21 protein-coding genes are annotated in these 23,574 nt (G+C 64.5%); 10 read left to right on the plus strand and 11 right to left on the minus strand.

The window, feature by feature from the left end:
- Positions 1–98: 98 nt before the first annotated feature.
- From ntrC to BLT66_RS16595, 9 genes are all read right to left on the minus strand, one after another.
- Positions 99–1,631 carry a nitrogen regulation protein NR(I) gene (ntrC, locus tag BLT66_RS16555; protein WP_092759196.1) on the minus strand — a complete coding sequence of 511 codons (1,533 nt, stop codon included), beginning with the start codon at positions 1,629–1,631 and terminating at the stop codon, positions 99–101.
- A 38-nt stretch (positions 1,632–1,669) separates the two neighbouring features.
- Positions 1,670–2,746 (minus strand): nitrogen regulation protein NR(II), encoded by a 1,077-nt coding sequence (glnL, locus tag BLT66_RS16560; RefSeq protein ID WP_092759062.1) that lies wholly within the window; start codon positions 2,744–2,746, stop codon positions 1,670–1,672.
- A 30-nt stretch (positions 2,747–2,776) separates the two neighbouring features.
- On the minus strand, positions 2,777–3,283 hold the full coding sequence (locus tag BLT66_RS16565; protein WP_092759064.1) for a hypothetical protein: 507 nt from the start codon (positions 3,281–3,283) through the stop codon (positions 2,777–2,779).
- Between the two features lie 160 nt (positions 3,284–3,443).
- On the minus strand, positions 3,444–4,859 hold the full coding sequence (glnA, locus tag BLT66_RS16570; protein WP_092759066.1) for a type I glutamate--ammonia ligase: 1,416 nt from the start codon (positions 4,857–4,859) through the stop codon (positions 3,444–3,446).
- A gap of 214 nt (positions 4,860–5,073) precedes the next feature.
- Positions 5,074–5,913, minus strand: coding sequence for a competence/damage-inducible protein A (locus BLT66_RS16575; RefSeq protein WP_092759068.1), 840 nt, complete (start codon positions 5,911–5,913; stop codon positions 5,074–5,076).
- Positions 5,879–6,784 (minus strand): EI24 domain-containing protein, encoded by a 906-nt coding sequence (locus tag BLT66_RS16580; RefSeq protein WP_092759070.1) that lies wholly within the window; start codon positions 6,782–6,784, stop codon positions 5,879–5,881. Before BLT66_RS16580 ends, BLT66_RS16575 begins: the two co-directional genes overlap by 35 nt.
- Positions 6,785–6,808: 24 nt before the next feature.
- Positions 6,809–7,777: a sterol desaturase family protein gene (locus tag BLT66_RS16585; protein ID WP_092759072.1), complete on the minus strand. Its 969-nt coding sequence runs from the start codon at positions 7,775–7,777 to the stop codon at positions 6,809–6,811.
- A 6-nt stretch (positions 7,778–7,783) separates the two neighbouring features.
- Positions 7,784–8,605, minus strand: a complete 822-nt coding sequence (locus tag BLT66_RS16590; protein ID WP_092759074.1) for a polysaccharide deacetylase family protein — start codon at positions 8,603–8,605, stop codon at positions 7,784–7,786.
- Positions 8,571–9,524 (minus strand): YVTN family beta-propeller repeat protein, encoded by a 954-nt coding sequence (locus tag BLT66_RS16595; protein ID WP_092759198.1) that lies wholly within the window; start codon positions 9,522–9,524, stop codon positions 8,571–8,573. The genes BLT66_RS16590 and BLT66_RS16595 overlap by 35 nt, the downstream gene beginning before the upstream one ends.
- Positions 9,525–9,892: 368 nt before the next feature.
- Here BLT66_RS16595 and BLT66_RS16600 point away from each other — a divergent pair, with 368 nt between their 5' ends.
- Positions 9,893–10,846, plus strand: coding sequence for a tripartite tricarboxylate transporter substrate binding protein (locus tag BLT66_RS16600; protein WP_092759076.1), 954 nt, complete (start codon positions 9,893–9,895; stop codon positions 10,844–10,846).
- 10 nt (positions 10,847–10,856) lie between these two features.
- On the plus strand, positions 10,857–12,878 hold the full coding sequence (locus BLT66_RS16605) for a 4-oxalomesaconate tautomerase (RefSeq protein ID WP_092759078.1): 2,022 nt from the start codon (positions 10,857–10,859) through the stop codon (positions 12,876–12,878).
- Positions 12,879–12,926: 48 nt separating this feature from the next.
- Here the strand turns inward: BLT66_RS16605 and BLT66_RS16610 are convergent, their stop codons facing one another.
- On the minus strand, positions 12,927–13,853 hold the full coding sequence (locus BLT66_RS16610; protein WP_092759080.1) for a LysR family transcriptional regulator: 927 nt from the start codon (positions 13,851–13,853) through the stop codon (positions 12,927–12,929).
- 80 nt (positions 13,854–13,933) lie between these two features.
- On the opposite strand from BLT66_RS16610, the gene BLT66_RS16615 reads away from it, so the two are divergent.
- Genes BLT66_RS16615 through pcaB form a run of 4 tightly spaced genes read left to right on the plus strand, consistent with a single transcriptional unit; the run spans position 13,934 to position 18,149 of the window.
- Positions 13,934–14,788, plus strand: a complete 855-nt coding sequence (locus tag BLT66_RS16615) for an HTD2 family dehydratase (protein WP_092759082.1) — start codon at positions 13,934–13,936, stop codon at positions 14,786–14,788.
- Positions 14,789–14,804: 16 nt separating this feature from the next.
- A complete protein-coding gene (locus tag BLT66_RS16620) occupies positions 14,805–15,986 on the plus strand; it encodes a CaiB/BaiF CoA transferase family protein (RefSeq protein WP_092759084.1) in 1,182 nt (393 codons plus the stop codon).
- Positions 15,987–15,989: 3 nt separating this feature from the next.
- A complete protein-coding gene (locus BLT66_RS16625; protein WP_092759086.1) occupies positions 15,990–16,790 on the plus strand; it encodes an HpcH/HpaI aldolase/citrate lyase family protein in 801 nt (266 codons plus the stop codon).
- A 12-nt stretch (positions 16,791–16,802) separates the two neighbouring features.
- Positions 16,803–18,149 (plus strand): 3-carboxy-cis,cis-muconate cycloisomerase, encoded by a 1,347-nt coding sequence (gene pcaB, locus BLT66_RS16630; protein ID WP_092759088.1) that lies wholly within the window; start codon positions 16,803–16,805, stop codon positions 18,147–18,149.
- Positions 18,150–18,152: 3 nt separating this feature from the next.
- Here pcaB and BLT66_RS16635 read toward each other — a convergent pair whose 3' ends face one another.
- On the minus strand, positions 18,153–18,908 hold the full coding sequence (locus BLT66_RS16635; protein WP_092759090.1) for a 16S rRNA pseudouridine(516) synthase: 756 nt from the start codon (positions 18,906–18,908) through the stop codon (positions 18,153–18,155).
- Positions 18,909–19,050: 142 nt separating this feature from the next.
- On the opposite strand from BLT66_RS16635, the gene BLT66_RS16640 reads away from it, so the two are divergent.
- From BLT66_RS16640 to BLT66_RS16655, 4 genes are all read left to right on the plus strand, one after another.
- Entirely contained in the window at positions 19,051–19,539 is a 489-nt protein-coding gene (locus BLT66_RS16640) for a hypothetical protein (protein WP_092759092.1), read from the plus strand.
- Between the two features lie 113 nt (positions 19,540–19,652).
- Positions 19,653–21,140 carry a Do family serine endopeptidase gene (locus BLT66_RS16645; RefSeq protein WP_092759094.1) on the plus strand — a complete coding sequence of 496 codons (1,488 nt, stop codon included), beginning with the start codon at positions 19,653–19,655 and terminating at the stop codon, positions 21,138–21,140.
- Between the two features lie 145 nt (positions 21,141–21,285).
- On the plus strand, positions 21,286–22,176 hold the full coding sequence (locus tag BLT66_RS16650; protein WP_092759096.1) for a YihY/virulence factor BrkB family protein: 891 nt from the start codon (positions 21,286–21,288) through the stop codon (positions 22,174–22,176).
- A gap of 159 nt (positions 22,177–22,335) precedes the next feature.
- On the plus strand, positions 22,336–22,788 hold the full coding sequence (locus BLT66_RS16655; protein ID WP_092759098.1) for a DUF4864 domain-containing protein: 453 nt from the start codon (positions 22,336–22,338) through the stop codon (positions 22,786–22,788).
- Positions 22,789–23,574 lie beyond the last annotated feature (786 nt).

A 23,574-nucleotide genomic window follows, 5' to 3' on the forward strand; every position in this document is an offset into this window, starting at 1 on the left:
GCGCGCCGGGCAAGAAAATTTTCGCGCCGCAGTCGGGGCGCGAAAAAATCAAAAACAATAGCACCTCACGCTTATTGAATAAGCGCGAAGTGGCTATTTCATTCCAAACCCAGTTCCTGGATCTTGCGGGTGATGGTGTTGCGGCCTATGCCCAGCTTTTGCGCGGCCTCGATGCGCCGGCCGCGGGTGTTGTGCAAGGCGGTCAGGATCAGCTTGGACTCGAAACGGCGCGACAAGATGTCCCACACGTCATGCCGGTCGTGGGCCAGCAGCTCCAGCGCCTCGGCCTCCAGGCCCAGCTCCCAGCCGCTGGCGGCCACCGGCGCCAGGCCGGCCACGGGAGACTCCAGGCTGGGGATCTTCAGCGTCGGTTCGTCTTCGGTGTCCAGCGTGGCTTCGAGCGGCAGCGCCGGCACGCCGGCAATGCGGGTTGAGGTGGTGTGGCCCAGGCTGGCCGGCGGCACGGCCGCGCCCACGATCTCGGGCGGCAAGTCCTTGGGCTCGATCACCTGGGCCGGGGCCATCACGGTCAGCCAGTGGCACAGGTTTTCCAGCTGGCGCACATTGCCGGGGAAGGAGAACAACGCAATCTGCGACAGTGCTGCATCGGAGATGCGCTTGGGCTCCACACCCAGCTGCTTGGCGCTTTGCTGCAGGAAGTGGCGGGTCAGCATGGGCACGTCTTCGACGCGCTCGCGCAGCGCGGGCAGGCGCAGGCGGATCACGTTCAGGCGGTGGAACAAATCCTCGCGGAACACGCCGTCGCGCACGCGCTGCTCCAGGTCCTGGTGGGTGGCGGCAATCACCCGCACCTGCGCCTTGACGGCGTTGTGCCCGCCAACACGGTAGAAATGGCCGTCGCTCAAGACGCGCAGCAAACGGGTCTGCAGGTCGAACGGCATGTCGCCAATTTCATCCAGAAACAGCGTGCCGCCATCGGCCTGCTCGAAGCGGCCGCGGCGCATGGTTTGCGCGCCAGTGAAGGCGCCGCGCTCATGGCCGAACAGTTCGCTCTCCAGCAAGTCCTTGGGGATAGCGGCGGTGTTGATGGCCACGAACGGGCCGTTGGCGCGCGGCGAATGCTTGTGCAGCGCGCGGGCCACCAGCTCTTTGCCGGAGCCGGATTCGCCGGTGATCATCACTGTCACATTGCTTTGGCTAAGCCGGCCGATGGCGCGGAACACGTCCTGCATGGCGGGGGCCTGGCCGAGCATTTCGGGCGCGGCGGCCATGCGCTCTTCGGCAACTTCTTCGCGCTGGCTTTCTTCGACTGCGCGGCGGATCAGCTCGACCGCTTTTGGCAGGTCAAACGGCTTGGGCAGGTATTCGAAGGCGCCGCCCTGGAAGGCCGACACGGCGCTGTCCAGATCGGAGAAGGCGGTCATGATGATCACCGGCAGGCCGGGATGCAGCTCCTTGACCTTCTCCAGCAAATCGAGGCCGGAGCCGCCAGGCATGCGGATATCGCTGACCAGGATTTGCGGGCCGTCTTCGTCGGTGGCCTGTTCGAGTGCCAGCAGCACGTCACGCGGGTTGGTGAAGCTGCGGGTCGGCAAGTCTTCTCTGAGCAGCGCTTTTTCCAGCACAAAGCGGATGGATTGGTCGTCGTCTACTATCCAGATCGGCTTCATGTCGGGGGTCACCTCGGGTCAGGCTGCCTTGGTTTTTTTCAAGGCAGCGGTATCAATAATTTAAAGTCCGTGCGGCCCGGAACACTGTCACATTCGATCAAGCCATGGTGTTGCTGGACAAAGGTTTGCGCCAATGTCAGCCCCAGCCCGGACCCGCCTTCCCTGCCCGACACCAGCGGGTAAAAAATACGGTCCTTGATCGACTCCGGTACACCCGGGCCGTTGTCGATGACATGCAATTCCAATGCCAATCGGTAGCGCTGCTTACCAAAGGTAACCTGGCGCGCAATCCGCGACAGAAAAGTGATCTGCGCATCGCCATCCGCAATGCGTTCGCTGAGGGCTTGGGTGGCGTTGTGGGCCACGTTCAGCACGGCCTGGATCAGCTGTTCGCGGTCGCCGCGAAACTCAGGAATCGACACGTCGTATTCGCGCTCGATCTTCAGGCCGCGCGGGAATTCGGCCAGGATCAGGGAGCGCACGCGCTCGCAGATCTCGTGGATGTTCACATCGCCCACCACGTGGGGGCGGCGGTGCGGTGCCAGCAGCCTATCGACCAGGCTTTGCAGGCGATCGGCCTCGTGGATGATGACCTGGGTGTATTCGATGAGTTCGCGCGACTCAATCTCCATCTCCAGCAACTGGGCTGCGCCGCGGATGCCGCCCAACGGATTCTTGATCTCGTGGGCCAGGTTGCGGATCAGCTCCTTGTTGGCCTGGGCCTGGTCGATCAGGCGCTCCTCGCGGTCCTGCTTGGCCTGCTGTTCCTGCGGCAGCAACTCGATGATGACCTCGCCCTGCCGCTCGGTCTGGGCCAGGATCACATGCACCGGCACCGGGTCGTGGTTCAGGCGCTTGAGCCAGGCGTCGTAGCGCAGGGCCGCAAACTCGTTGCTGCCCGCGCCTTCCAGCGCGTTCTGCAGAATCAGCGGCTCGGTGAAGCAGTCCGGGAAGTGCGAGCCTTCGATGGTGCGGCGCGAGGTGCCCAGGGCGTCTTCCAGCGCGGCATTGGCAAACAGCACCGCGCCATCGCTGCTCAGCACCGCCACCAGGGTGGCCAGCAAATCAAACGCCTGGAAGCGCGCGATGTAGGGATTGGGAGGGTTGTGCGGCATAGTCGATGCGAAACCTGTACGGCGTAGGGATCAGGGGGTGGCGCGCGCCGGCGGCAAGCGGGCCAGTTCGCGCTTGAGGCCGGCGATATCGCTGTCGTTGCGGGCGATGCTGGCTTTCAGCTCGGCCACGCGGTCCAGGTACTTCTGGTAGTTGCGGGCTTCGCTGCCCTGCTTTTCGGGCTCGCCGCCGTTGTATTCCTTCAGCAGCTCGGCTTGCCGGGTTTCGGCTTTTTTCAGCTCTGATTCCAGGATCATGCGGGCGTCCGAGTCGCGCGCACGCTGCTCCACGCCGTCACTGCGCGGGGCCGTGCCACTGTTCGTGGGCGCACGCACCGGGGCCGGGTTGGCACCATTGGGACGGGCGCCCTGGATCACACTGACATTGCCGCCTTCGACCAGCTTGCAGCCGCGGGCCTTGGCTTCCTTGGCGTCCTTCACGGCATTCGTGTACTCGTTGCCGCAGCGGTACACCGCAGCGTCCTGTGCAAACACGGTCGCAGCTGCAATTCCCAAAATCAGACCAGAAAGATATTTCATGCGTATCGGATAGGCCCTAGGGGCTTGAACAAATGGAATGAACGCAACGGTACTCTGTTTCCACAGCATCTCATGGCCATAACGCAAAAAGGACGGCTTGCGCCGTCCTTGTGAGAGCTCTGGTGCAGCAGTAAGTGCAGTCCCAGAACTGTATCCGCTATTACAGCGAATAGTACATGTCAAATTCCACCGGGTGGGTGGCCATGCGCAAGCGCGTGACTTCTTGCATCTTCAGGTCGATGTAAGCGTCGATGTAAGCGTCGGTAAACACGCCGCCCTTGGTCAGGAACGCACGGTCTTGGTCCAGGCATTCGAGCGCTTGGTCCAGGCTGTGGCAGACGGTTGGGATCAGCTTGTCTTCTTCGGGTGGCAGATGGTACAGATCCTTGGTAGCGGCTTCGCCAGGATGGATCTTGTTTTCCACGCCATCCAGACCCGCCATCAGCAGAGCCGAGAAGCCCAGGTAAGGGTTCATCAGTGGATCGGGGAAACGCGCTTCGACGCGGCGACCCTTGGGGTTTGCCACGAACGGAATGCGGATCGAAGCCGAGCGGTTCTTGGCCGAGTAAGCCAGCTTCACCGGTGCTTCGTAGCCAGGAACCAGGCGCTTGTAGCTGTTGGTGCCGGGGTTGGTGATGGCGTTCAGGGCACGGGCGTGCTTGATGATGCCGCCGATGTAGAACAGCGCGTATTCCGACAGACCTGCATAGCCGTCGCCAGCAAACAGGTTCTTGCCGTCTTTCCAGACCGACTGGTGCACGTGCATACCGGAACCGTTGTCACCAACGATGGGCTTGGGCATGAAGGTCGCGGTCTTGCCGTAGGCATGGGCGACGTTCTGGATCACGTACTTTTGCAGTTGGACCCAGTCGGCGCGCTGGATCAGCGTGCTGAACTTGGTACCCAGTTCCATTTGGCCAGCGTTGGCCACTTCGTGGTGGTGCACTTCGACTGGGATGCCCAGGGATTCCAGCACCAGGCACATTTCCGAACGCATGTCCTGGAAGCTGTCGACCGGAGGCACGGGGAAGTAGCCGCCCTTGACTGCGGGACGGTGGCCGGTGTTGCCGTGTTCGTATTCCTTGCCGGTGTTCCAAGCCGCTTCTTCCGAATCGATCTTGGAGTAGCAGCCGGACATGTCGTTTTGCCAACGCACGCTGTCGAATACGAAGAATTCTGGTTCTGGTCCGAAGTAGGCAGTGTCGCCCAGGCCGGAGGCCTTCATGTAGGCTTCGGCGCGCTTGGCCAGCGAGCGGGGATCGCGCTCGTACGGCTTGCCGTCGGCTGGATCGACCACGTCGCAGGTAAGGATCATCGTCGTTTCTTCGAAGAACGGGTCGATGTTGGCAGTGTTGGCATCGGGCATCAATTGCATGTCCGAAGCTTCAATACCCTTCCAGCCAGCGATCGAAGAACCGTCGAACGCGTGGCCCGATGTGAACTTGTCTTCGTCGAAGTGCGAAACCGGCACGGTGACGTGCTGCTCCTTGCCGCGGGTATCGGTGAAGCGGAAGTCAACAAACTTGACTTCGCTTTCTTTCACCATCTTCATCACGTCTGCGACGGTCTTTGCCATCAAGAATCTCCTGGTAGGGTTGGTTGCGTTGGACTGAAATTAATCAACTTTATGGGGAATGCAGTTTCTGTGCCATCCAGCGGCACGCCCGGCAACTGCCTCCACCCGCCTATTTTGCCTTGGCGGGCAGCGGTATTCTGCGCCAAACGTCCATCAGACCGGCAACAGAATGCACCAAACTCGAGCGCAATGAAATCGCATCAATTTGGTGCATTTATGTACGCACCAATTCGGGACCCAGCTGCGCGCCGAAACCCTGCAGGCCCTCCAGCAGCGCCGGGTAGGCATGGTCTATCTGCGCGGGCGTACCTTTGACACCCAGCTCGATATGCCGGCCAAACTCCGGGTGGTCGACGCTGGGCAGGCTGAACACCTTGACGCCGTCAAAGCGCTGCTCCAGCGCCTGCATCAGCGGGGTCAGCGCAGCCTCCATGGAGCCGAACACGATGACCGACTTCTCGACCCATGCCGCGCGCTGGAACCACTGCGCATAGTGCTGGTCCAGCACCCACTCGACCATGGGCCAGGCCATGACCGGGAAACCGGGCACGAAATGCACATGCTGGACGCTGAAGCCGGGGATCTTGTTGTAGGGGTTGGGGATGATGCGTGCGCCCTGCGGAAACACGCCCATGTTCAGCCGGTGGATGTTGTCCGGGTGGTTAGGCTCGTAGACCGTGCCCTGGTCACGCGCCGTATCCTGCATGCGCTCGCGGATCAGGTCTTCGGCCTGCGGGTGCAGGGCCAGCGGCACATCTAGCGCCCGCGCCGCGCATTGCCGGGTGTGGTCGTCGGGCGTGGCGCCTATGCCTCCGGTGGAGAACACCACATCGCCGGATGCAAAGGCGCGCTGCAAGGTGGCGGTGATGCGCGCCGGATCGTCGCCCACGTACTCGGCATAGCCCAGCTGCAATCCGCGGGCGGACAGCAATTCAATGACCTTGGGCAGGTGCTTGTCGGCCCGCTTGCCAGACAGGATTTCGTCGCCGACGATGACCAGCCCAAAGGTGGGCGCGCTCTCAAGGCGTGGGGAGGATGGAGTTTCCAGAGTCATAAGCAGGCTTTACGTGGATGGGTTCCAGAAGGGTCACGGGCTCGGCTGGTGTGCTGGGCGGCACCGGCTCTATAGGCAACTCAGCCCGCAAGGCTTCCAGCGCGGCCAGCACATAGTGGGCAAACCACAGCGACGAAAACGCAAACACCAGGGTGTAGATCCAGATGGCCAGCGGTACCAGGATCACAAACGCCGCCGCAAACAAGGCACCCGAGGCCCAGACCAAGCTGGGCGCCGCACCCAGGTAGCCAGTCAGGATGCCGATGCCCAGCAGCGACAAGCGGTGCCGGCGGAAGATTTCGCGCCGCTCGTCCTTGCTGGCGTGCAGCGCCAGCGCGTCGTACGACATCACGCGGTAGGTCAGCCAGCCCCAGATCAGCGGCGGCAGTACCAGGATCAGCGGCGGTACCAGCCACAGCGGGATCGACACGATGATGGCCACCAGGGCCAGCAGAATGGAACCCAGCGACCAGAACAGCCCCCCTAGAAAGGTACCGCCCTTTTTCTTCTCCAGCTGGGGAAAGCGCCGCTCGGCAACCAGGGCCACCAGCGCCGGCGTCATCATCAAGGCCACTGCCAACAGCGACAGCACCACCAGGAAGGGGGTGACCGCAAAAATCACCAACAAGGGCGCAAGCGCCACCTTGAGCTGGCCCACACCGGCGGTTTCCAGCCAGGTCCACAGCCGCGACACCCACTCGGACGCGTCCAACATGGTGCGCACCGAGTCCAGCGCCGGCTCCCAATAAAAGTAACCCAGGCCCAGCGACAAGGCCACCAGCAGCACCAGCGGCAGAAACGACAGCGCGATCACGCGCGGGTGCATGCAGTACGCCGCAGCACGCCAAAAAGAGTTCAGAAGCAGTTTCATGGGCAGGAGGATACCCGCATCATGTCAACGCAGACTGCCCCACAGCCGGCGCACGCCCAGCCACTGCTGGCGCCAGAAACCCCGGCCGTAGTCGCGCCCGCCCTCCTCGGCCAGCTGGTCGCGGATGCCCGTGGGGTCGTAGCGCAGCTCGAAGTTGGCGGTACCAAACAGCATGTCCCACCAGGGCAGCAGGATGCCGAAGTTGTGCCCGCCCAGGGTGTTCTTGCCCGCCGACTCATGGCCCAGGCCGATGCTGTGGTGCAGCCGGTGGAAGCGCGGGCTGACCCACAGGCGCTCGCCCACTTTGCCAAACCAGAGCCGCAAGTTGGCATGCTGCAGGCTCTCGCTAAGCTGGGTAAAGGCCACGATGGCGATGAACTGCCCCGGCGCCACGCCGATCAGCTGCGCAGCCAGCACCACGATCACATCGCCCAGCACGTCGTCGAGCAAATGGTTACGGTTGTCGCTCCACAGCGTCATCTGGCGCTGCGAATGGTGTAGCGCATGCAGGCTCCACCACCAGTTGAAATGGTGCTGGCCGCGGTGCACCCAGTAGCCCAGAAAGTCGAACGCCACCAGGTACAGCGCAAAGCTCAGCACCGGCTGGTCGGTCACGCCAGGCCACAGCGCATCCAGATGCCAGGTACCCATGCCGGCCACCCGCAGCGCGCCAAACATTTCGTCCATCAGTGGATCGAGGGTAAAGAACAGCGCCAGCCGGAACAGGCCCAGCCGGTGGATCAGGGTGTACAGCACATCGGTGCGGATGGCCGCACGGTCGTGCACCGGCTCGGCCGGGCGCCAGCGCTGCAGCGGGCCGAACACCGCCACCAACACCACGAGCTGCAGCACACCCACCAGCAGCCAGCCGGTGGCGGTATAGGCGTCTTCCACCCAGCCGCCAAAACCCAGGCCAAACACCAGGGGTTGGACCAGCGCCTCGAACAGCCATTGCTGCGCATCGGAAAACAAGTTAGTCAGAAAGTCGATCATGGGCAATTATTTGCTGTGGGCGGATATCCAGGCGGTGTAGTCAGGATGCTCGCGCAAAGTGCGGAAGCAGAAGCCGCGCTCCTTCAGGCCGACGATCAGCGGCTCCAGCACCGCCGGCGCCCAGGGGTCTTTGCGCGACCATATGCCCAAGTGGGCCAGCAGGATGTCGCCGCTGCGGATGTTCTTCAGTGCCTGGGCCAGCAGCGCCGGGTTGCTGGCACGCTCGCTGGACAGCTCGTCGCCCAGAAAGCCGGCCGGTGCCCAGCCCACATGCGCATAGCCACAGGATTGCGCGGCCGCCAGCAGCGCCGGCGAAGTCTTGCCGCCCGGCGCCCGGAACAGCGGCAGCGGCGCCTGGCCGGTCATGGCCTGCAGGCGCTGGCTGGCGCGGCCGATTTCCGCGCAGTACTGCGCGGCGGTCCAGGTGAAGGTTTTGTCGGCATCCGGCCCGGCCGAGGGTTTGACGCGGAACTGCGGCGGATTGCCGGGTAGGTCGCCCTTCCAGTACACGTGGTCGTAGGTATGCGAGGCGAAGGCGTGGCCTTCGGCGGCGCGGGCCTTCCACCAGGGAGCCCAGTGCTCGCCCAGGCTGCCGTCGCCCTCCTGGGTACGCTCCTGGGCGCCGAAGAAGGTCACCTTGACCTGCTGCCGGTTCAACACATCGGCGATCAGCGGGGCCACGCCCATGTGGCCGGTGTCGAAGGTCAGGTACAGCGGTTTTTCACAAGGTTTTTTGGCTGTAGCGCTGATAGAACCTGCGCTAGCAGCTATTAATACCGTAGCAACAGCGTATTTAACGGGGTGCGTGGTCCAGTGTCCAAACGCCATGGGGAGACCTTCCAACATTGATTTGCCGCACAACTTTCTTGGACTCCAGGTCGATCACCGTCAGCTTGCGGGCCCAGCGGGAGGTGACCATCAGCAGCTTGCCGTCGGCCGACACGTCCATGCAATCCGGGCCGCCCGGCGCCGGGTAGGTGGCGACCGATTCCAGGGTTTGCAAGTCGATCTTGCTGATGGTGTTGGCCACGCGGTTGCTCACAAACACATGGCGCTTGTCGCCCGCCGCGCGGAAGGCGTGCGAGCCCTTACCAGTGGCGATGACCTTGGTGCGCACCGGCGTTTTGCCCGACACGTCGTACACCTCCACGCCGTCGCCGCCGGTCAGGCCGACCAGCAGGGTCTTGTCGTCGGCCGTGCCGTAGACGTCGGCCGGCATGGCACCGGTGGGAGTGCGCCATTTGATGGTCTGGGTCGCCAAGTCCACCGCCACCAGCTCGTCGCTGTCCTGCATGGTGGAGTAAATCGTGGTGCTCTTGCTGTCTATCCACAGATGGCTGGGCGTCTTGCCGGTGGCCACGCGCTTGGCCAGCACGATGTCCTTGCCGTCCCAGCGGTAGATGTCGATGTGGTTGAGCCGGTTGGCGGCAGTCACAAACCACTTCATGTTCGGCGAAAAGCGCAGCTGGTACGGGTCCAGGATGTCGCGCACCACGTGCTGCACTTCGGCAGTCCTGGGGTCGATGAAGGTCAGCGTATCGGACAGCGCATTGGCGATGATCAGCGACTTCTCGTCCGGCGTCAGATACATGTGGTGCGGCTCTTTGCCGGTAGTGATCCGCTTGGTTTCGGTCCAGCTGCCGGGGTCGATCACGCTGACGCTGGCATCCAGCGAGTTCAGTACAAAAATCGGGGTGGACTGGGCCAGGGCCGCCGACGGGGTAGCGGCAGCAAAAGCGAGGGCCAGAACGGGGGCCAAGAAGGCAAAACTACGGACAAACAACTTCACGGCGCACCAGAGGTAGGTGGCTTGCGTCAGCCTTCAGCCCGGGGCTGAAAACTCTGTCTGGAGAAGGGCGCAAGCCGGAGTGACTGACAGCCCTCAAGTGTAGCCGCCGCCGCAGGGCCACTCGGGCAGCGCACCCAAATGCAAATGCAAGCAAAGGAAACCTGTAAGCCGTGGGCAGGGCCCCCGTCAGCGCCACCCATTGATGCGCAACACACACCAATCGATTAAAAAAGTGCAATTTACTGCACGTCCTGCAACACCAACAATCGCAGCCGTGGTGTGTACCACGCACTTTTGCCCCGTTTGCCCCCCCTTTGGAGACACGTATGTTGAAAAGAATGATTTCCGGTTTGCTGCTGCTCGGCAGCGCCAGCCTCGCCCTCGCCGCCAGCGACAAGCCTCTGACCATCGTGGTGCCCACCGCTGCCGGTGGCGGCAACGACGCCATGGCCCGCACCATCGGCCAAAAGCTCGGCGCCATCCTGAACCAGACCGTGATCGTGGACAACAAGGCCGGGGCCAACGGCGCCATCGCCGCCGAGCTGGTGGCCCGCGCCGCGCCCGATGGCAACACCATCATGTTCGGCTACGTGGCCACCCATGCGATGAACCCAGCGCTGCAAAAGCTGCGCTACGACCCGGTGACCAGCTTCGAGCCGATTGGCCGCGTGGGCTATTCACCCACCCTGATGGTCATCAACCCCGCGGTCAAGGCCAAGGACGTGAAGGAGCTGGTCGCCATGCTGAAGGCCACACCCGACAAGTTCAGCATCGCCTCGGCCGGCAATGGCACGGCGCCGCACTTTGCGGCCGAGCTGTTCAAGATCGCCACCCAGACCAATCCGCTGCACGTGCCCTACAAGGGCTCGGCCCCGGCCATCACCGACACGATTGGCGGCCAGACCCAGATCATGTTCCCCAGCCTGTTCACCGCCCTGCCCTACGTCAAGTCGGACAAGCTCAAAGCCATGGCCATCGCCGGCGCCAAGCGCTCGGCCGCGCTGCCGAATGTGCCAACCCTGAAGGAACTGGGCATAGACGGTGTCGAGGTCGACCAGTGGTACGCGTTCTTCGCCCCGGCCAAAACCCCCAAGGACGTGATCGTCAAGCTGAACGCCGCGCTCAACCAGGTGCTGGCCGACAAGGAAACCATCGCCCGCATCGAAGGCCACGGCGCCGATGTCGAATCCAGCACGCCCGAGCAGCTGGGCGAACTGGTCAAGTCCGACCTGGCCCGCTGGAAGCGCGTGGTCCAGCAAGCCAAGCTGCAAGCCGACTGAAGACCGCCCCATGAACAATCGCAACATCCCCTGCGTGCTGATGCGCTCCGGCACCTCGCGTGGGCCGTTCTTCCTGCGCGAATGGCTGCCCGAGGGCACCGAGGCGCGCGACCAGGCGCTGATCGGCGCGATCGGCGCGTCCGACCCGCTGCAGCTCGACGGCCTGGGGGGCGGCAGCACGCTGAACAGCAAGGTGGCCATAGTCTCGCGCTCGCAGCAGCCGGGCTGTGATGTGGACTATCTGTTCGCCCAGGTCGGCGTGGGCCACCAGTCGGTCGACACCCGGCCCAACTGCGGCAATATGCTGGCCGGCGTGGTGCCATTCGCCATCGAACAAGGCTTGATCGCCGCCCAGGACGGCCACACCACGGCCCGGGTTTACAACGTCAACACGGGGGCATGCATCGACGTCACCGTCTGCACCCCCGGTGGCGTCGTCACCTACGAGGGCGATGCGCGCATCGACGGCGTGGCCGGCACGGCCGCGCCCATATTGCTGAACTTTCTGGACGCCTGGGGCGCGGTCACCGGCCACTTATTCCCCACCGGCAATCGGATCGACATCATCGATGGCATTGAGGTCACCTGCATCGACGCCGCCATGCCCTTGATGATCCTGCGTGCCGCCGACCTGGGCCTGACCGGCCGCGAGCGCCCGGCCCAGCTGGACGCGAATACCGCGCTGCTGGAGCGCATCGAAGCCATGCGCCGGGTGATGGGCGCGCGCATGGGTCTGGGCGATGTGTCGGACAGCGTGGTGCCCAAACCGGTGATCGTCAGCCCCGGCGACGATGCCAACAGCATCACCTCGCGCTACTTCACGCCGCGCCGCTGCCATGCCTCGCACGCCGTCACCGGCGCGATTGGCGTGGCCACCGCCTTTGCCCTGCCCGGCACCGTGGCCAGCGGCGCCAGCACACCCGCCGGCAAGCGCCCACTGGTGGTGCTGCACCCGGCCGGGCAGATCGACATTGAGGTGGAAGTGGTCGGCACTGGCGAAGCGGCCCAGGTCGAACGTGCGGCCCTGGTGCGTACCGCGCGCAAGATTCTGCAAGGCCAGCTGCAGCTGCCCAGCTATGTGTTCCCGCCAGAAGAACAGCGGCCTGCGCCAGCCGCTGCGGCCCCGGCCGCCACCAAATCGATACGCATCATCGTGCCGACCAGCGCCGGCGGCGGCAACGACACCATGGCCCGCGCGCTGGCACGCAAGCTGTCGCCGCTGCTGGGCCAGAACGTGCAGATCGACAACCGAGCGGGCGCCAACGGCAGCGTGGCCTGCGAATACGTGGCCTCGGCCGCGCCCAACGGCCAGACCCTGCTGTTCGGCTATATCGCCACCCACGGCATCTACCCGGCGCTGGAAAGCCTGCGCTATAGCCCGCTGAAGGACTTCTGCCCGGTCGGCCTGATCGGCTACTCGCCGACCCTGCTGGTGGTCAACCCCGCGCTGGACATTGCCGACGTGCGCGACCTGGTGCGCAAGGCGCGCGACACGAAATTCAGCTATGCGTCGGCTGGCACCGGCACCGCGCCGCACTTTGCCGCCGAGCTGTTCAACCTTAACGCCGGCACCAGCCTGCAGGGCCGGACCTACCCAGGCGCGGCGCCGGCGATTGCCGACACGGTGGCCGGCCACACCCAGCTGATGTTCCCCAGCCTGTTCACCGCCCAGCCGTATCTGCAAAGCGGCAAGCTGCGCGCCCTGGCCGTGGCCGGGTCGGAGCGCCTGCCCAATATGCACGGCGTGCCCACCCTGGCCGAACAAGGCGTGCCGGGGGTCGATGTAACCCAGTGGTATGCCTTGTTTGCCCCGGCCCATACGCCGCCCGAGGTGGTGGCCGAGCTGAACCAGGCCCTCAACACCGTGCTGCGCGACCCCGAACTGGTGGCCCGCATGGCCGCGGACGGCGCCCGGGTGCAGACCAGCACACCGGCCCAGCTGCAGCAAATGGTGGGCGACGAAATCGCCAAGTGGAACCGGGTCGCCCAGCGGGCGCAGATGCAGGTCGGTAGTGTGCTGGAAGAAGCCTGATTCAGGTATTGAATAGGCTTCTAGCGCAGTATCTACCTGCGCAAGCAGCTATTCTTTTTGAAGAAAATCAAACGGCCTGGGGCTGGTCAGCGCATCGCGCAGATGCTGGTGGAAGGCCGCTGCGGCCGGCCGCAGGCTGGCGCCGTGCCGTGTCAGCAGGCCCAGCTTGCGCACGATGGGCGGATCGCGCAAAGCCACGCCGACCAGGCTCGCATGCTGGCGCGGCAAGGCCATGCGCGGCACGGCGGCCAGGCCCAGGCCGGCATCCACCATGCCCAGCAGCGTGGCGATGTGGCTGACCTCGAACGCGAAGCTGGGGTTCACCCCGGCTTTGGCCAGCGCGTCGTCCTGCAGCTGGCGGTTGCCGCTGCTACGGGCCACCGAAATCAGCCGCTCGGCGCCCAGCTCGGCCCAGCGTATGGCTTTGCGCTGGGCCAGCGGGTGGCTGCGCGGCATGGCCAGCACAAACGGGTCGTCGTGGATGGACTCAAACGCCACCTCGGGCACCTGGGTGCTCATGAAGCCGATGCCGAAGTCGGACTCGCCCGAGATCACGCTGGACAAGGTCTGGTTCACGCTCTCGTCCACCACCCGGATGCGGATCGCCGGGTACTGCTGCAAAAAGCTGCGCAGCGCCACCGGCAGAAAGTACAGCGCGGCCGACGGTACGCAGGCCACGGTGACCCGCCCGCCCCGGCTCGGTGCCAGGTCGGTGATGCCCAACAGGGCCGATTCCAGATCGTCCAGCGCCGAGCGCGCGCGCTCCAGGAAGACCCGGCCCAGGCTGGTCAGCTCCACCTCGCGGGTAGTGCGGTTGAACAGCCGGTGGCCCAGGATGGTTTCCAGCTTGTCGATGCGCCGGCTCAGGGCCGGGGGCGACAAATGGATCTGGTCGGCGGCCGCGCGGAAGCTGCCGCGCTCGGCCACGGCCACAAAGGCTTGCAGCTGCTGCAAATCGAAATTGATGCGTGACATGCAGCAATGGTATTAAAAATTGCACTTGGTGAATAGTCCGCCAGTGCGGATCATTGCGGCATACACAGCAAGGATACGCAATGGAGACACACCATCTGGCCGACTGGATAGGCCGCAGCGAAACGGTCACCGACACCGCCACCCCCACACCTTTTGCAGCCCTGTCGGCCACGCTGGACTGGCCTGCCGAGCGTCCGGCCGCCGGCACGCCGCTGCCCAGCCTGTGGCACTGGCTGTACTTTTTGCCGCTACACCGCCAGTCGGACATTGGAGCCGACGGCCATGCCAAGCGCGGCGGCTTCATGCCCCCGGTGCCGTTGCCGCGCCGCATGTGGGCGGGCAGCGACTTTGTGTTCCACCAGCCGCTCTTGGTCGGCGACGCGCTGGAGCGCACCTCCACCATTTCAGACGTGCAAGAGAAATCGGGCCGCACCGGTAGCCTGGTCTTCGTCAAGGTGCGCCACGAGCTGCGGCGCAACGGCAGCCGCGAGGTGGCGCTGACCGAGCACCACAACATCGTCTACCGCGCCGCGGCCTCGCCCGACGACGTGGCCCCGCCCCCGCTGCTGGCCCCCGCCAGCGCCGCCTGGAGCCGGACCGTCGTGCCCGACGACGTACTGCTGTTCCGCTACTCGGCCCTGACCTTCAACGGCCACCGCATCCACTACGACCGCCAGTACGTCACCACCATCGAGGGCTACCCCGGCCTGATCGTGCACGGCCCGCTGATCGCCACCCTGCTGATGGACCTGCTGCGCCGCCAGATGCCGGATGCGCGGGTGCTGCAGTTCGCGTTCAAGGCCGTGCGGCCGACCTTCGACATCCACCCGTTCTCGGTCCACGGCGAACCGTCGGCCGACGGCAAGACCATCCATCTGTGGGGGCGTGACCACGAGGGTTACCTGACCATGGATGCCACCGCCATCTTGGAATAAGTGGAGTAAGCACAGCATGCAACCCCTCAAAGGCATTACCGTCGTCACCCTGGAGCACGCGATTGCGGCCCCGTTTGCCACCCGCCAGCTGGCCGACCTGGGCGCCCGCGTCATCAAGATCGAGCGCCCCGGCGTGGGCGACTTTGCGCGCGGCTACGACGAGCGGGTGCGCGGCCTAGCCTCGCACTTCGTCTGGACCAACCGCTCCAAGGAGAGCCTGACCCTGGACGTGAAAGACGCCGAGGCGCAGAAAATCCTGCTGCGCCTGATCACCGAAGAAGCCGACGTGGTGGTGCAAAACCTGGCACCCGGTGCGGCGGCGCGCCTGGGCCTGTCGTACGAGGCCTTGCGCAAAGTACGCCCCAACATCATCGTCTGCGATATCTCCGGCTACGGCGGCGACGGCCCCTACCGCGACAAGAAGGCCTACGACCTGCTGATCCAGAGCGAAGCCGGCTTTGTGTCGGTCACCGGCACGCCGGACACGCCGTCCAAGGCCGGGCCGTCGATTGCCGACATCTCGGCCGGCATGTACGCCTATACCAACATCCTGGCCGCGCTGATGCAGCGCCAGCAAACCGGCCAGGGCCAGCACATCGACGTGTCCATGCTCGAATCGCTGACCGAATGGATGGGCTACCCGCTGTACTACGCATTCGAAGGCGCGGCGCCGCCACCGCGCTCCGGCGCCAGCCACGCCACCATTTATCCCTATGGCCCGTTCCCGGCGGGCGACGGCAAGACTGTGATGCTGGGCCTGCAAAACGAGCGCGAATGGAAGGGCTTTTGCGAGCAGGTGCTGCTGCAGCCGGCGCTGGCCACGGACGAACGCTTCACCAGCAACTCCAAACGCAGCGCGGCCCGCGCCGAGCTCTCAGAACTGATCGTGCAGGCCTTTTCGACGTTGACGGCAGCGCAAGTCGTCGAGCGACTGGAACAGGCCAGCATCGCCAACGCCCAGGTGAACAGCATGGCCGAAGTCTGGGCGCATCCACAGCTGCAGGCCCGCAAGCGCTGGACCGAGGTGGACACGCCCCAGGGCCGGGTGCCGGCCCTGCTGCCGCCGGGGTCCTGGCAGACCGCCGCGCCGCGCATGGATGCGGTGCCCGCGCTGGGCCAGCACACGGCGGCGATTCTGGCCGGCCAGGGCTATAGCACCGAGCAGATTGCCGCACTGCGCAACGCCGGCACGGTGTAGGCCATGGACCAGACTTATTTGTTCGTACCCGGCAACCGGCCCGAGCGCTTTGCCAAGGCCCTGGCCAGCGGCGCCGACTGCGTGATCGTTGACCTGGAAGACGCGGTGCTGCCGGCCGACAAGCCGCAGGCCCGCCGCGCGTTTGCCGAATGGTGTGCCACGGCAGACACAGCCCGCGTGCTGCTGCGCATCAACGACGCCCACAGCCCGTTTTATGCCGACGACATCGCCCTGCTGCAAGCCTGCACCCTGCCCTGCGTGATGCTGGCCAAGGCCGAGTCGCCTGCACAGATCGCCGACTTGAAAACCGTGCACAGCGGCAGGGTGCTAGCGCTGATCGAAACTGCGCGCGGCCTGCTGGCCGCCCAAGCGATTGCCGCCAGCCCCGGCGTGGCCCGGCTGGCCTTTGGCAGCATCGACTACGCGCTCGACCTGGACCTGCCCGCCGACAGCCCGGCGCTGGACATGGCAGCCGTGCAGATTGCGCTGGCCAGCCGTGCCGCCGAGCTGCCGGCGCCGGTGGCCGGGGTCACAGTGGCATTGGACGCCGCTGTAGTGGCCGCCGACATGGTCCACGCTCGGCGCCTGGGCTTCAACGCCAAGCTGTGCATCCACCCCAGCCAGATTGCCGCCGTGCGCAGCGCCCTGGCACCCAGCGCCGCCGACCTGGCATGGGCCGCCAGGGTGCAGGCGGCCTACAGCGCCAACCCCAGCGGGGCGCTGCAGCTGGACGGAAAGATGGTCGACCGCCCCGTGCTTCTCAAAGCCCAGCGCCTGCTGGCCAACGCATCCCCCACTTCATAAGGAGAGACATCCATGGCTTCCATCATCGACTCGCGCATCTTTGGCGACATCTTCAGCGACGCAAAAATGCGCGCCGTCTGGTCCGACGAGAACCGCACCGCCAAGTACCTGGACATCGAGCGCGCGCTGGCCAAGGTGCAGGGCCGGCTGGGCATCATCCCGCAGGAGGCGGCGGACGAGATCGTCAAGAACTGCAATATCGAGATGATCGACTGGGCGCAGCTGAAAGCCAAGACCGAGCAGATCGGCTACCCCATCATTGCCGTGGTGAACCAGATCAACGCCAACTGCCGCGACAAGCTGGGCGAGTACTGCCATTGGGGCGCCACCACGCAAGACATTACCGATACCGCCACCGTGCTGCAGATGCGCGAAGGCCTGGCGCTGGTGGAGGCGGATTTGAAGGCCATTTCGGATTCACTGGCCGACCTGAGCCGCACCTACCGCGATACGCCCATCATCGGCCGCAGCAATCTGCAGCAGGCGATACCCATCACCTTTGGCTTCAAGATGGCCAGCATCCTGGCCGGTATCGAACGCCACCGCGAACGGCTGGAGCAGCTCAAGCCCCGGGTGTTCATGGGTGAATTTGGCGGCGCAGCGGGCACCCTGGCGTCGATCGAAAAAGGCGCGATGGAAACCCAGGCCGGGCTGATGGCCGAGCTGGGCCTGGCCTGCCCGCCCATCGCCTGGCACACCGTGCGCGACACCATCGCCGAAGTGGGTGCATTCCTGGCCCTGGTCGGCGGCTCGCTGGGCAAGATCGCCATGGACGTGAAGCTGATGATGCAAACCGAGGTGGCCGAAGTGTTCGAGCCCTACGCCCCGGGCCGCGGCTCGTCCAGCACCATGCCGCAAAAGCGCAACCCCATCTCCTGCCTGTACATCCACGCCAACATCTCGGTGGCGCGCCAGCACGCCGCCGCGCTGATGGACGCGATGGTGGCCGACCACGAGCGCTCCACCGGCCCGTGGGAGATCGAATGGGTGTCGCTGCCCGAGATCTTCTGCCTGATGTCGGGTGCGCTGAAGCAAACCAAGTTTGTACTGGCAGGGCTGGAGGTCGACACGGTACAGATGCGCCGCAACATCAACATGACCCACGGCCTGGTGATGTCCGAGGCGGTGATGATGGGCCTGGGCCCGTTCATCGGCCGCGAATACGCGCACGATCTGGTCTACGAGCTCTGCCGCGACGCGCTGAAACAGCAGCGCCCGCTGGTCGAAATTCTGGCCGAGCACCCCGAGATCAACGCCCATGTGAGCCGGGCCCAGCTGGACGCCTTCTGCGACCCGGCCAACTACCTGGGCCAGGCCGGGGTGATGGTCGACCAGGTGCTGGCGCTCAGGCGCGCCTGAGGGTCACACCAGCTGCGGCGACGACAGCAGGGCCAGATCCTCGGGGCTCAGCCAGCGCCACTGGCCGGGCAATAGATCGGCGGGCAAGGCAAAACCGCCCTGCTGCGAGCGGTGCAGGCCCTCGACCCGGTTGCTCACCGCGGCCAGCATGCGCTTGACCTGGTGGTACTTGCCCTCGGTCAGCGTCAGGCGCAGATGGTGGCTGCTGATGGCCTCGCAGGCGGCGGCACGCACCGGCTTGGGGTCGTCGTCCAGCACCACGCCGGCCAACAGGCGGCTGACCTGGGTGTCGTCCAGCGGGTGCTTGGTGGTCACCTCATAGACCTTGGGCACGTGCTTCTTGGGCGAGGTCATGCGGTGGATGAACTGGCCGTCGTCGCTGAGCAGCAGCAGGCCGGTGGTGTCCTGGTCGAGTCGCCCCACGGCCTGCACGCCTTGCAAAGCGCCCTTTTGCGGCCGCAAGCGCAGCGGCGAGGGCAGCAAGGTATAGATGCTGGGATAGGTAGATGGCTTTTGCGAGCATTCGGTGCCCGCCGGCTTGTTCAGCAGCACATAGGCCTGGCGCTGGTAGGGCCAGTCCACGCCCTGGACCCGGAAGCGCAGGCCTTCCGCTTCAAAATCCATAGCTGACTCCGTACATAGGACGGGCGCCAGAGCCGTATTTTCTGTGTAAACCTCAACCAGGCCTTGTTGGACCAGGCCCGCGCACACGCGGCGCGTGCCAAAGCCTTGCGAATAAAGAATGTCTTGGAGCTGCATGGCCCGAGTATCGCAAACGCCGCGCCGCGCCCCAGGCGCCGGGCAGGCGCCAAACATCCACAAGATGGCGCATAAACCGTGAACAACCACACGTAGATGTAATGGCTTTGCGGCTAAAAATAAGGCTTCACCGGAGCTTTACATGCGCGAACTGTTCACCACCCTGTTTGTCTTTGCCGCAGCCTTCATGCTGTGGCGCACGATGCGACCGCAGCAACGCCACGACGTCTACCAGGTTGCCACCCCTTCCCGCCTGCCCGCCATCGACGCCACCGATGCCGACCTCTACAAATGGCCTTCGCTCGGCCTGTTCCACTTTCCAGTGGCGGACAGCAGCCGCTACCAGCAAGCCCTGAAGCAGGTGGCCGACGGTACCCCCATCGGCCTGAACGGCACCCGCGTGGTGGTGCAGCTACACACGGGCGTCAAGAGCCCCGACAGCTGGAAGCCGGTGGAAGTGCGTGCCCACGGCAAGCGCGTCGGCTTCCTGTCGCAAGGCGATGCCAGCCGCTTCCAGCGCCGCCTGGCCTACGAGGGCCGGGCCGGCCAAACCACCTGCTGCGACGCCCTGATCACCATGGTCGATGACAGCTACGACATCCGCCTGGACCTGAAAGAGTTTCGGCACTAAGCGCACGATCAGGGCATTCAGCCCACCCCTCCCCGGCTGGGGCGTTTAAGAATCGCCTAAGCCAGCATCCCGATAGTTGGGGCATCTCCACTGCCCAACCCGAGGATGCTTTCATGAACCTACGCTCCCTGAACAACACCAAACTCGTGCTTGCCCTGGTCGCTGCCGGAGCCATCGGCGGCATGGGTGGATCACTGGTACACAACCTGGGTGAGGTCCACGCCGCCGCCCCGGTGGCCGCCCTCTCCAGCCCGGCCACTGCGCCCATGGGCCTGCCGGACTTCTCGCAGATCACCGCCCAGTACGGCCCCGCCGTCGTCAACATCAGCGTGACCGGCTCGGCCAAGGACTCGGACGACAGCGAAACCGCCCAGCGCGCGCCGCGTGACGACCCGTTTGGCAACGACCCGTTCTTTGAATTCTTCCGCCGCTTCCAGCAAGGCCAGGGCGGCGCCCAGGCGCAGAAGGAAGCGCCCACGCGCAGCCAGGGCTCGGGATTCATCGTCAGCCCCGACGGCATCATCATGACCAATGCCCATGTGGTGAAGGGCGCCAAGGAAGTGGTGGTCAAGCTCACCGACCGCCGCGAATTCGTGGCCAAGGTGCTGGGCGCCGACCCCAAGACCGACGTGGCGGTGCTGAAGATCGACGCCAAGAATCTGCCCGTGGCCACCATTGGCAAGACCAGCGACCTGCGGGTCGGCGAATGGGTGCTGGCCATAGGCTCGCCGTTCGGCTTTGAAAACACGGTCACCGCCGGTGTGGTCAGCGCCAAGGGCCGCTCGCTGCCCGACGACAGCGCCGTGCCCTTCATCCAGACAGATGCGGCGGTGAACCCCGGCAATTCGGGCGGCCCGCTGTTCAACACCCGCGGCGAGGTGATCGGCATCAACTCGCAGATCTACAGCCGCACCGGCGGCTACCAGGGCGTGTCCTTCGCCATTCCCATGGACCTGGCCGGCAAGATCAAAGACCAGATCGTGGCCCACGGCAAGGTTGAACATGCGCGCCTGGGCGTGGCGGTGCAAGAGGTCAACCAGGCCCTGGCCGAGTCCTTCAAGCTCGACAAGCCCGAAGGCGCGCTGGTCTCCAGTGTCGAAAAAGAAGGCCCTGCCGCCAAGGCCGGGCTGGAGCCGGGCGACGTGATCCGCAAGGTGGACGGCCAGACCATCGTGTCCTCCGGCGACCTGCCGGCCGCCATCAGCCTGGCCCGGCCTGGCGAGAAAGTGCGGCTGGACGTATGGCGCAAGGGCTCGGCCCTGCAGCTCGACGCCAAGCTCGGCAATGCCAATGACAAGCCGGTGCAGGTCGCCAGCAGCAAGGAAGCCGCCTCCCAAGGCCGGCTGGGCCTGGCTCTGCGTCCCTTGCAGCCCGAAGAGCTGCGCTCGGTCGGCGTGGACAACGGTTTGCTGATCGAGTCCGCCGCGGGCGCCGCCGCCAATGCCGGTGTGGAAGACGGCGACGTGCTGCTGGCCATCAACGGCACGCCGGTCAAGAGCGTAGAACAGGTGCGCGCGGCAGTGGCCAAGTCGGACAAATCGATCGCCCTGCTGATTCTGCGCGGCGGCGACACGATTTTTGTGCCGGTGCGCATGGGCTAAACGCGGGTACGGCAGGTGGCCGCTGTGCCATCTGCCGCCCCAAGCGCTGTAGGCCCCGTCCGACAGCGGCTGGTGGGCTTTTCCGCTAGCCCGGTGGCTGCCGGCCGCCGATGATGCAAGCTCCACCGACTCGATCCCGTATGGCATGTCCAACCCACCCTCTTCTTACTGGGCCTTGCTAAAGCAGGTTGCGCAGTCCTGGCTAGACGACTACGCACTCAGCATGGGGGCGGCCTTGGCCTACTACACCACCTTCTCGCTGGCGCCCCTGCTGCTGATCGCCATATCGGTGGCCGGACTGGTGTTTGGCGAAGATGCGGCCCGCGGCGAAATCGTGGCCCAGCTGCGTGCGCTGATGGGCGAACAAGGGGCCAGCGCGGTGCAAGGCCTGCTGATCAGCGTCCACAAACCCACCGAAGGCACGCTGGCGACTCTACTCGGCGTGCTGTTGCTGTTCATAGGCGCCACCAGCGTGCTGGGTGAACTGCAGAACGCGCTGAACCGCATCTGGCGCACGCCGCCGCGCAGCCAAAACGGCGGCTGGATGGCCCTGGTGCGGGCCCGCTTGCTGTCGTTCGGGATGATTCTGGCCATGGGCTTTCTGCTCATCGTGTCCTTGCTGGTCAGCGCCGTGCTGGCCACCACCGGGCGCTGGCTGGAGCCTATCTTTGGCGAATGGGTGGTGGTGGCCGCCACCATCAACGCCGTCGGTGGCTTTTTGCTGGTGGCCACCATGTTCGCCCTGATCTACAAAGTGATGCCGCAGGCGCGGGTGGAATGGAAGGACGTATGGATTGGTGCCATCTTCACCGCCCTGCTGTTCACCCTGGGCAAGTCGCTGATCGGCCTGTACGTGGGCCGCAGCGGCGTGGCCTCGGCCTTTGGCGCGGCCGGCTCGTTGGTGGTGATTCTGGTATGGGTCTACTACTCGGCGCAAATCTTCCTGGTTGGCGCCGAATTCACCTGGTGCTACGCCAATGCCTTTGGTTCGCGCAGGCGGATAACCGCGCCCAAACCCGCCGTGGTGCGCCGCTGAAGTTCGGCCCGCCGCGCCAATAGCACCACCCGGAATACAGTTATCGCCCGGCAGCCGCGCAAAGCCAGGTTAGCGCCCGAAAATCGAGCCACCCGGACCGCCAGCCAGGCCGAGCTTGCCGTAGGATGGTGCTGCGGCATTTTTGAAAGGACACGCTTTATGGCACGCTCTGCGACTCCTTCCTTCCTGCGCTTTGGGCGCGCCCTGGCGGTGGTGGTGTTGGCCCTGCTTGCGGTATCGGCGCTGGCAGCGCCCGTCAGCCCGGCCGACGAGAAAAATGTGCGCGGCGTGGTGCAGGCCCAGCTGGCCGCCTTTGCCGCAGACGATGCCGACAAAGCTTTCTCCTACGCCGCCCCGAATATACGCAAATCCGTGACCTCGGCCGCCCACTTCATGGCCATGGTGCGCGGCCACTACGCAGTGGTCTACCGGCCGGCCTCGGTAGCCTTCATGAAGCCCGAGCGCGACGGCAATGAAATCGTCCAGCCGGTGCAAATGTCGGACGCCGAGGGCGCAACCTGGGTGGCCATCTATACCCTGGAGCGGCAAAAGAACAAGCTGTGGCGCATCACCGGCTGCTTTGTGCAGAGCACCAACGGCCGCATGGTCTGAAGCCACCACGCAACGTTTACTATATTTTTGATAGCTACCTGCGCAAGCTCTATCTGCGCCAGCGGCCTATTTTTTATAAATTTTGCAGGGGTGCTGCCTAGCCGAGCCCTCTTTAGGCAGTGCAAAGGTCTTGCCACATCGATAGTCGACCTTCACCCGCACGACACCGAAAACGGAAAGAAAAAAAGCCCTTAGGATTAACCAAGGGCCTTTCGAGATTCTGAATTAGTAGACCCGCTCGGCGATCCAGGCACTATGGATCGGAACAAAGAGACATTTGTCTTACCCGGCGCCAGCGGCCCACGCTGATGAGCCGCCAAGGGGTCATCACACCCGTTCTTACGCATCGAGTCCACGAGTTCAAAGCCTAAGGGGGTTATCGACCGCACAATTGCCTCACCCACGAACCTTCCATTTTCATAGGTCGGTATTTCCGCACGGACGATGTTTGCGGCGTGGAGAATTTCAATATGTTTGATCTCTAACTGAACAAACGTAGTGTATGGAAGGGGTAGGTCCGACAAGACCAAAAGAAATCTGAGCGACATGTCGCACTCCTTGGAGAAGTGCGATAACTGTGAGAGAAGCGGCCAGGGCACCAGGGAACACCGCAGGCTCAGTTTAGGACGCTTTACGCCATAACCTCGTTACCATTTGTATCCCCACGCCTGCGATTCGCCGGCGATAGCGTAGCCCACTGCTTACCGCATCAGGTACCGCCACGCGGCCTAGCAGCCACCTGCTCTGCTATTCCACGCTCTGCTCCAGTGGCACTCTTTTCCCATC

The sequence above is a fragment of the Rhodoferax sp. OV413 genome (assembly GCF_900104385.1).
In the GTDB taxonomy this organism is placed as follows: Bacteria; Pseudomonadota; Gammaproteobacteria; order Burkholderiales; family Burkholderiaceae_C; genus Rhodoferax_B.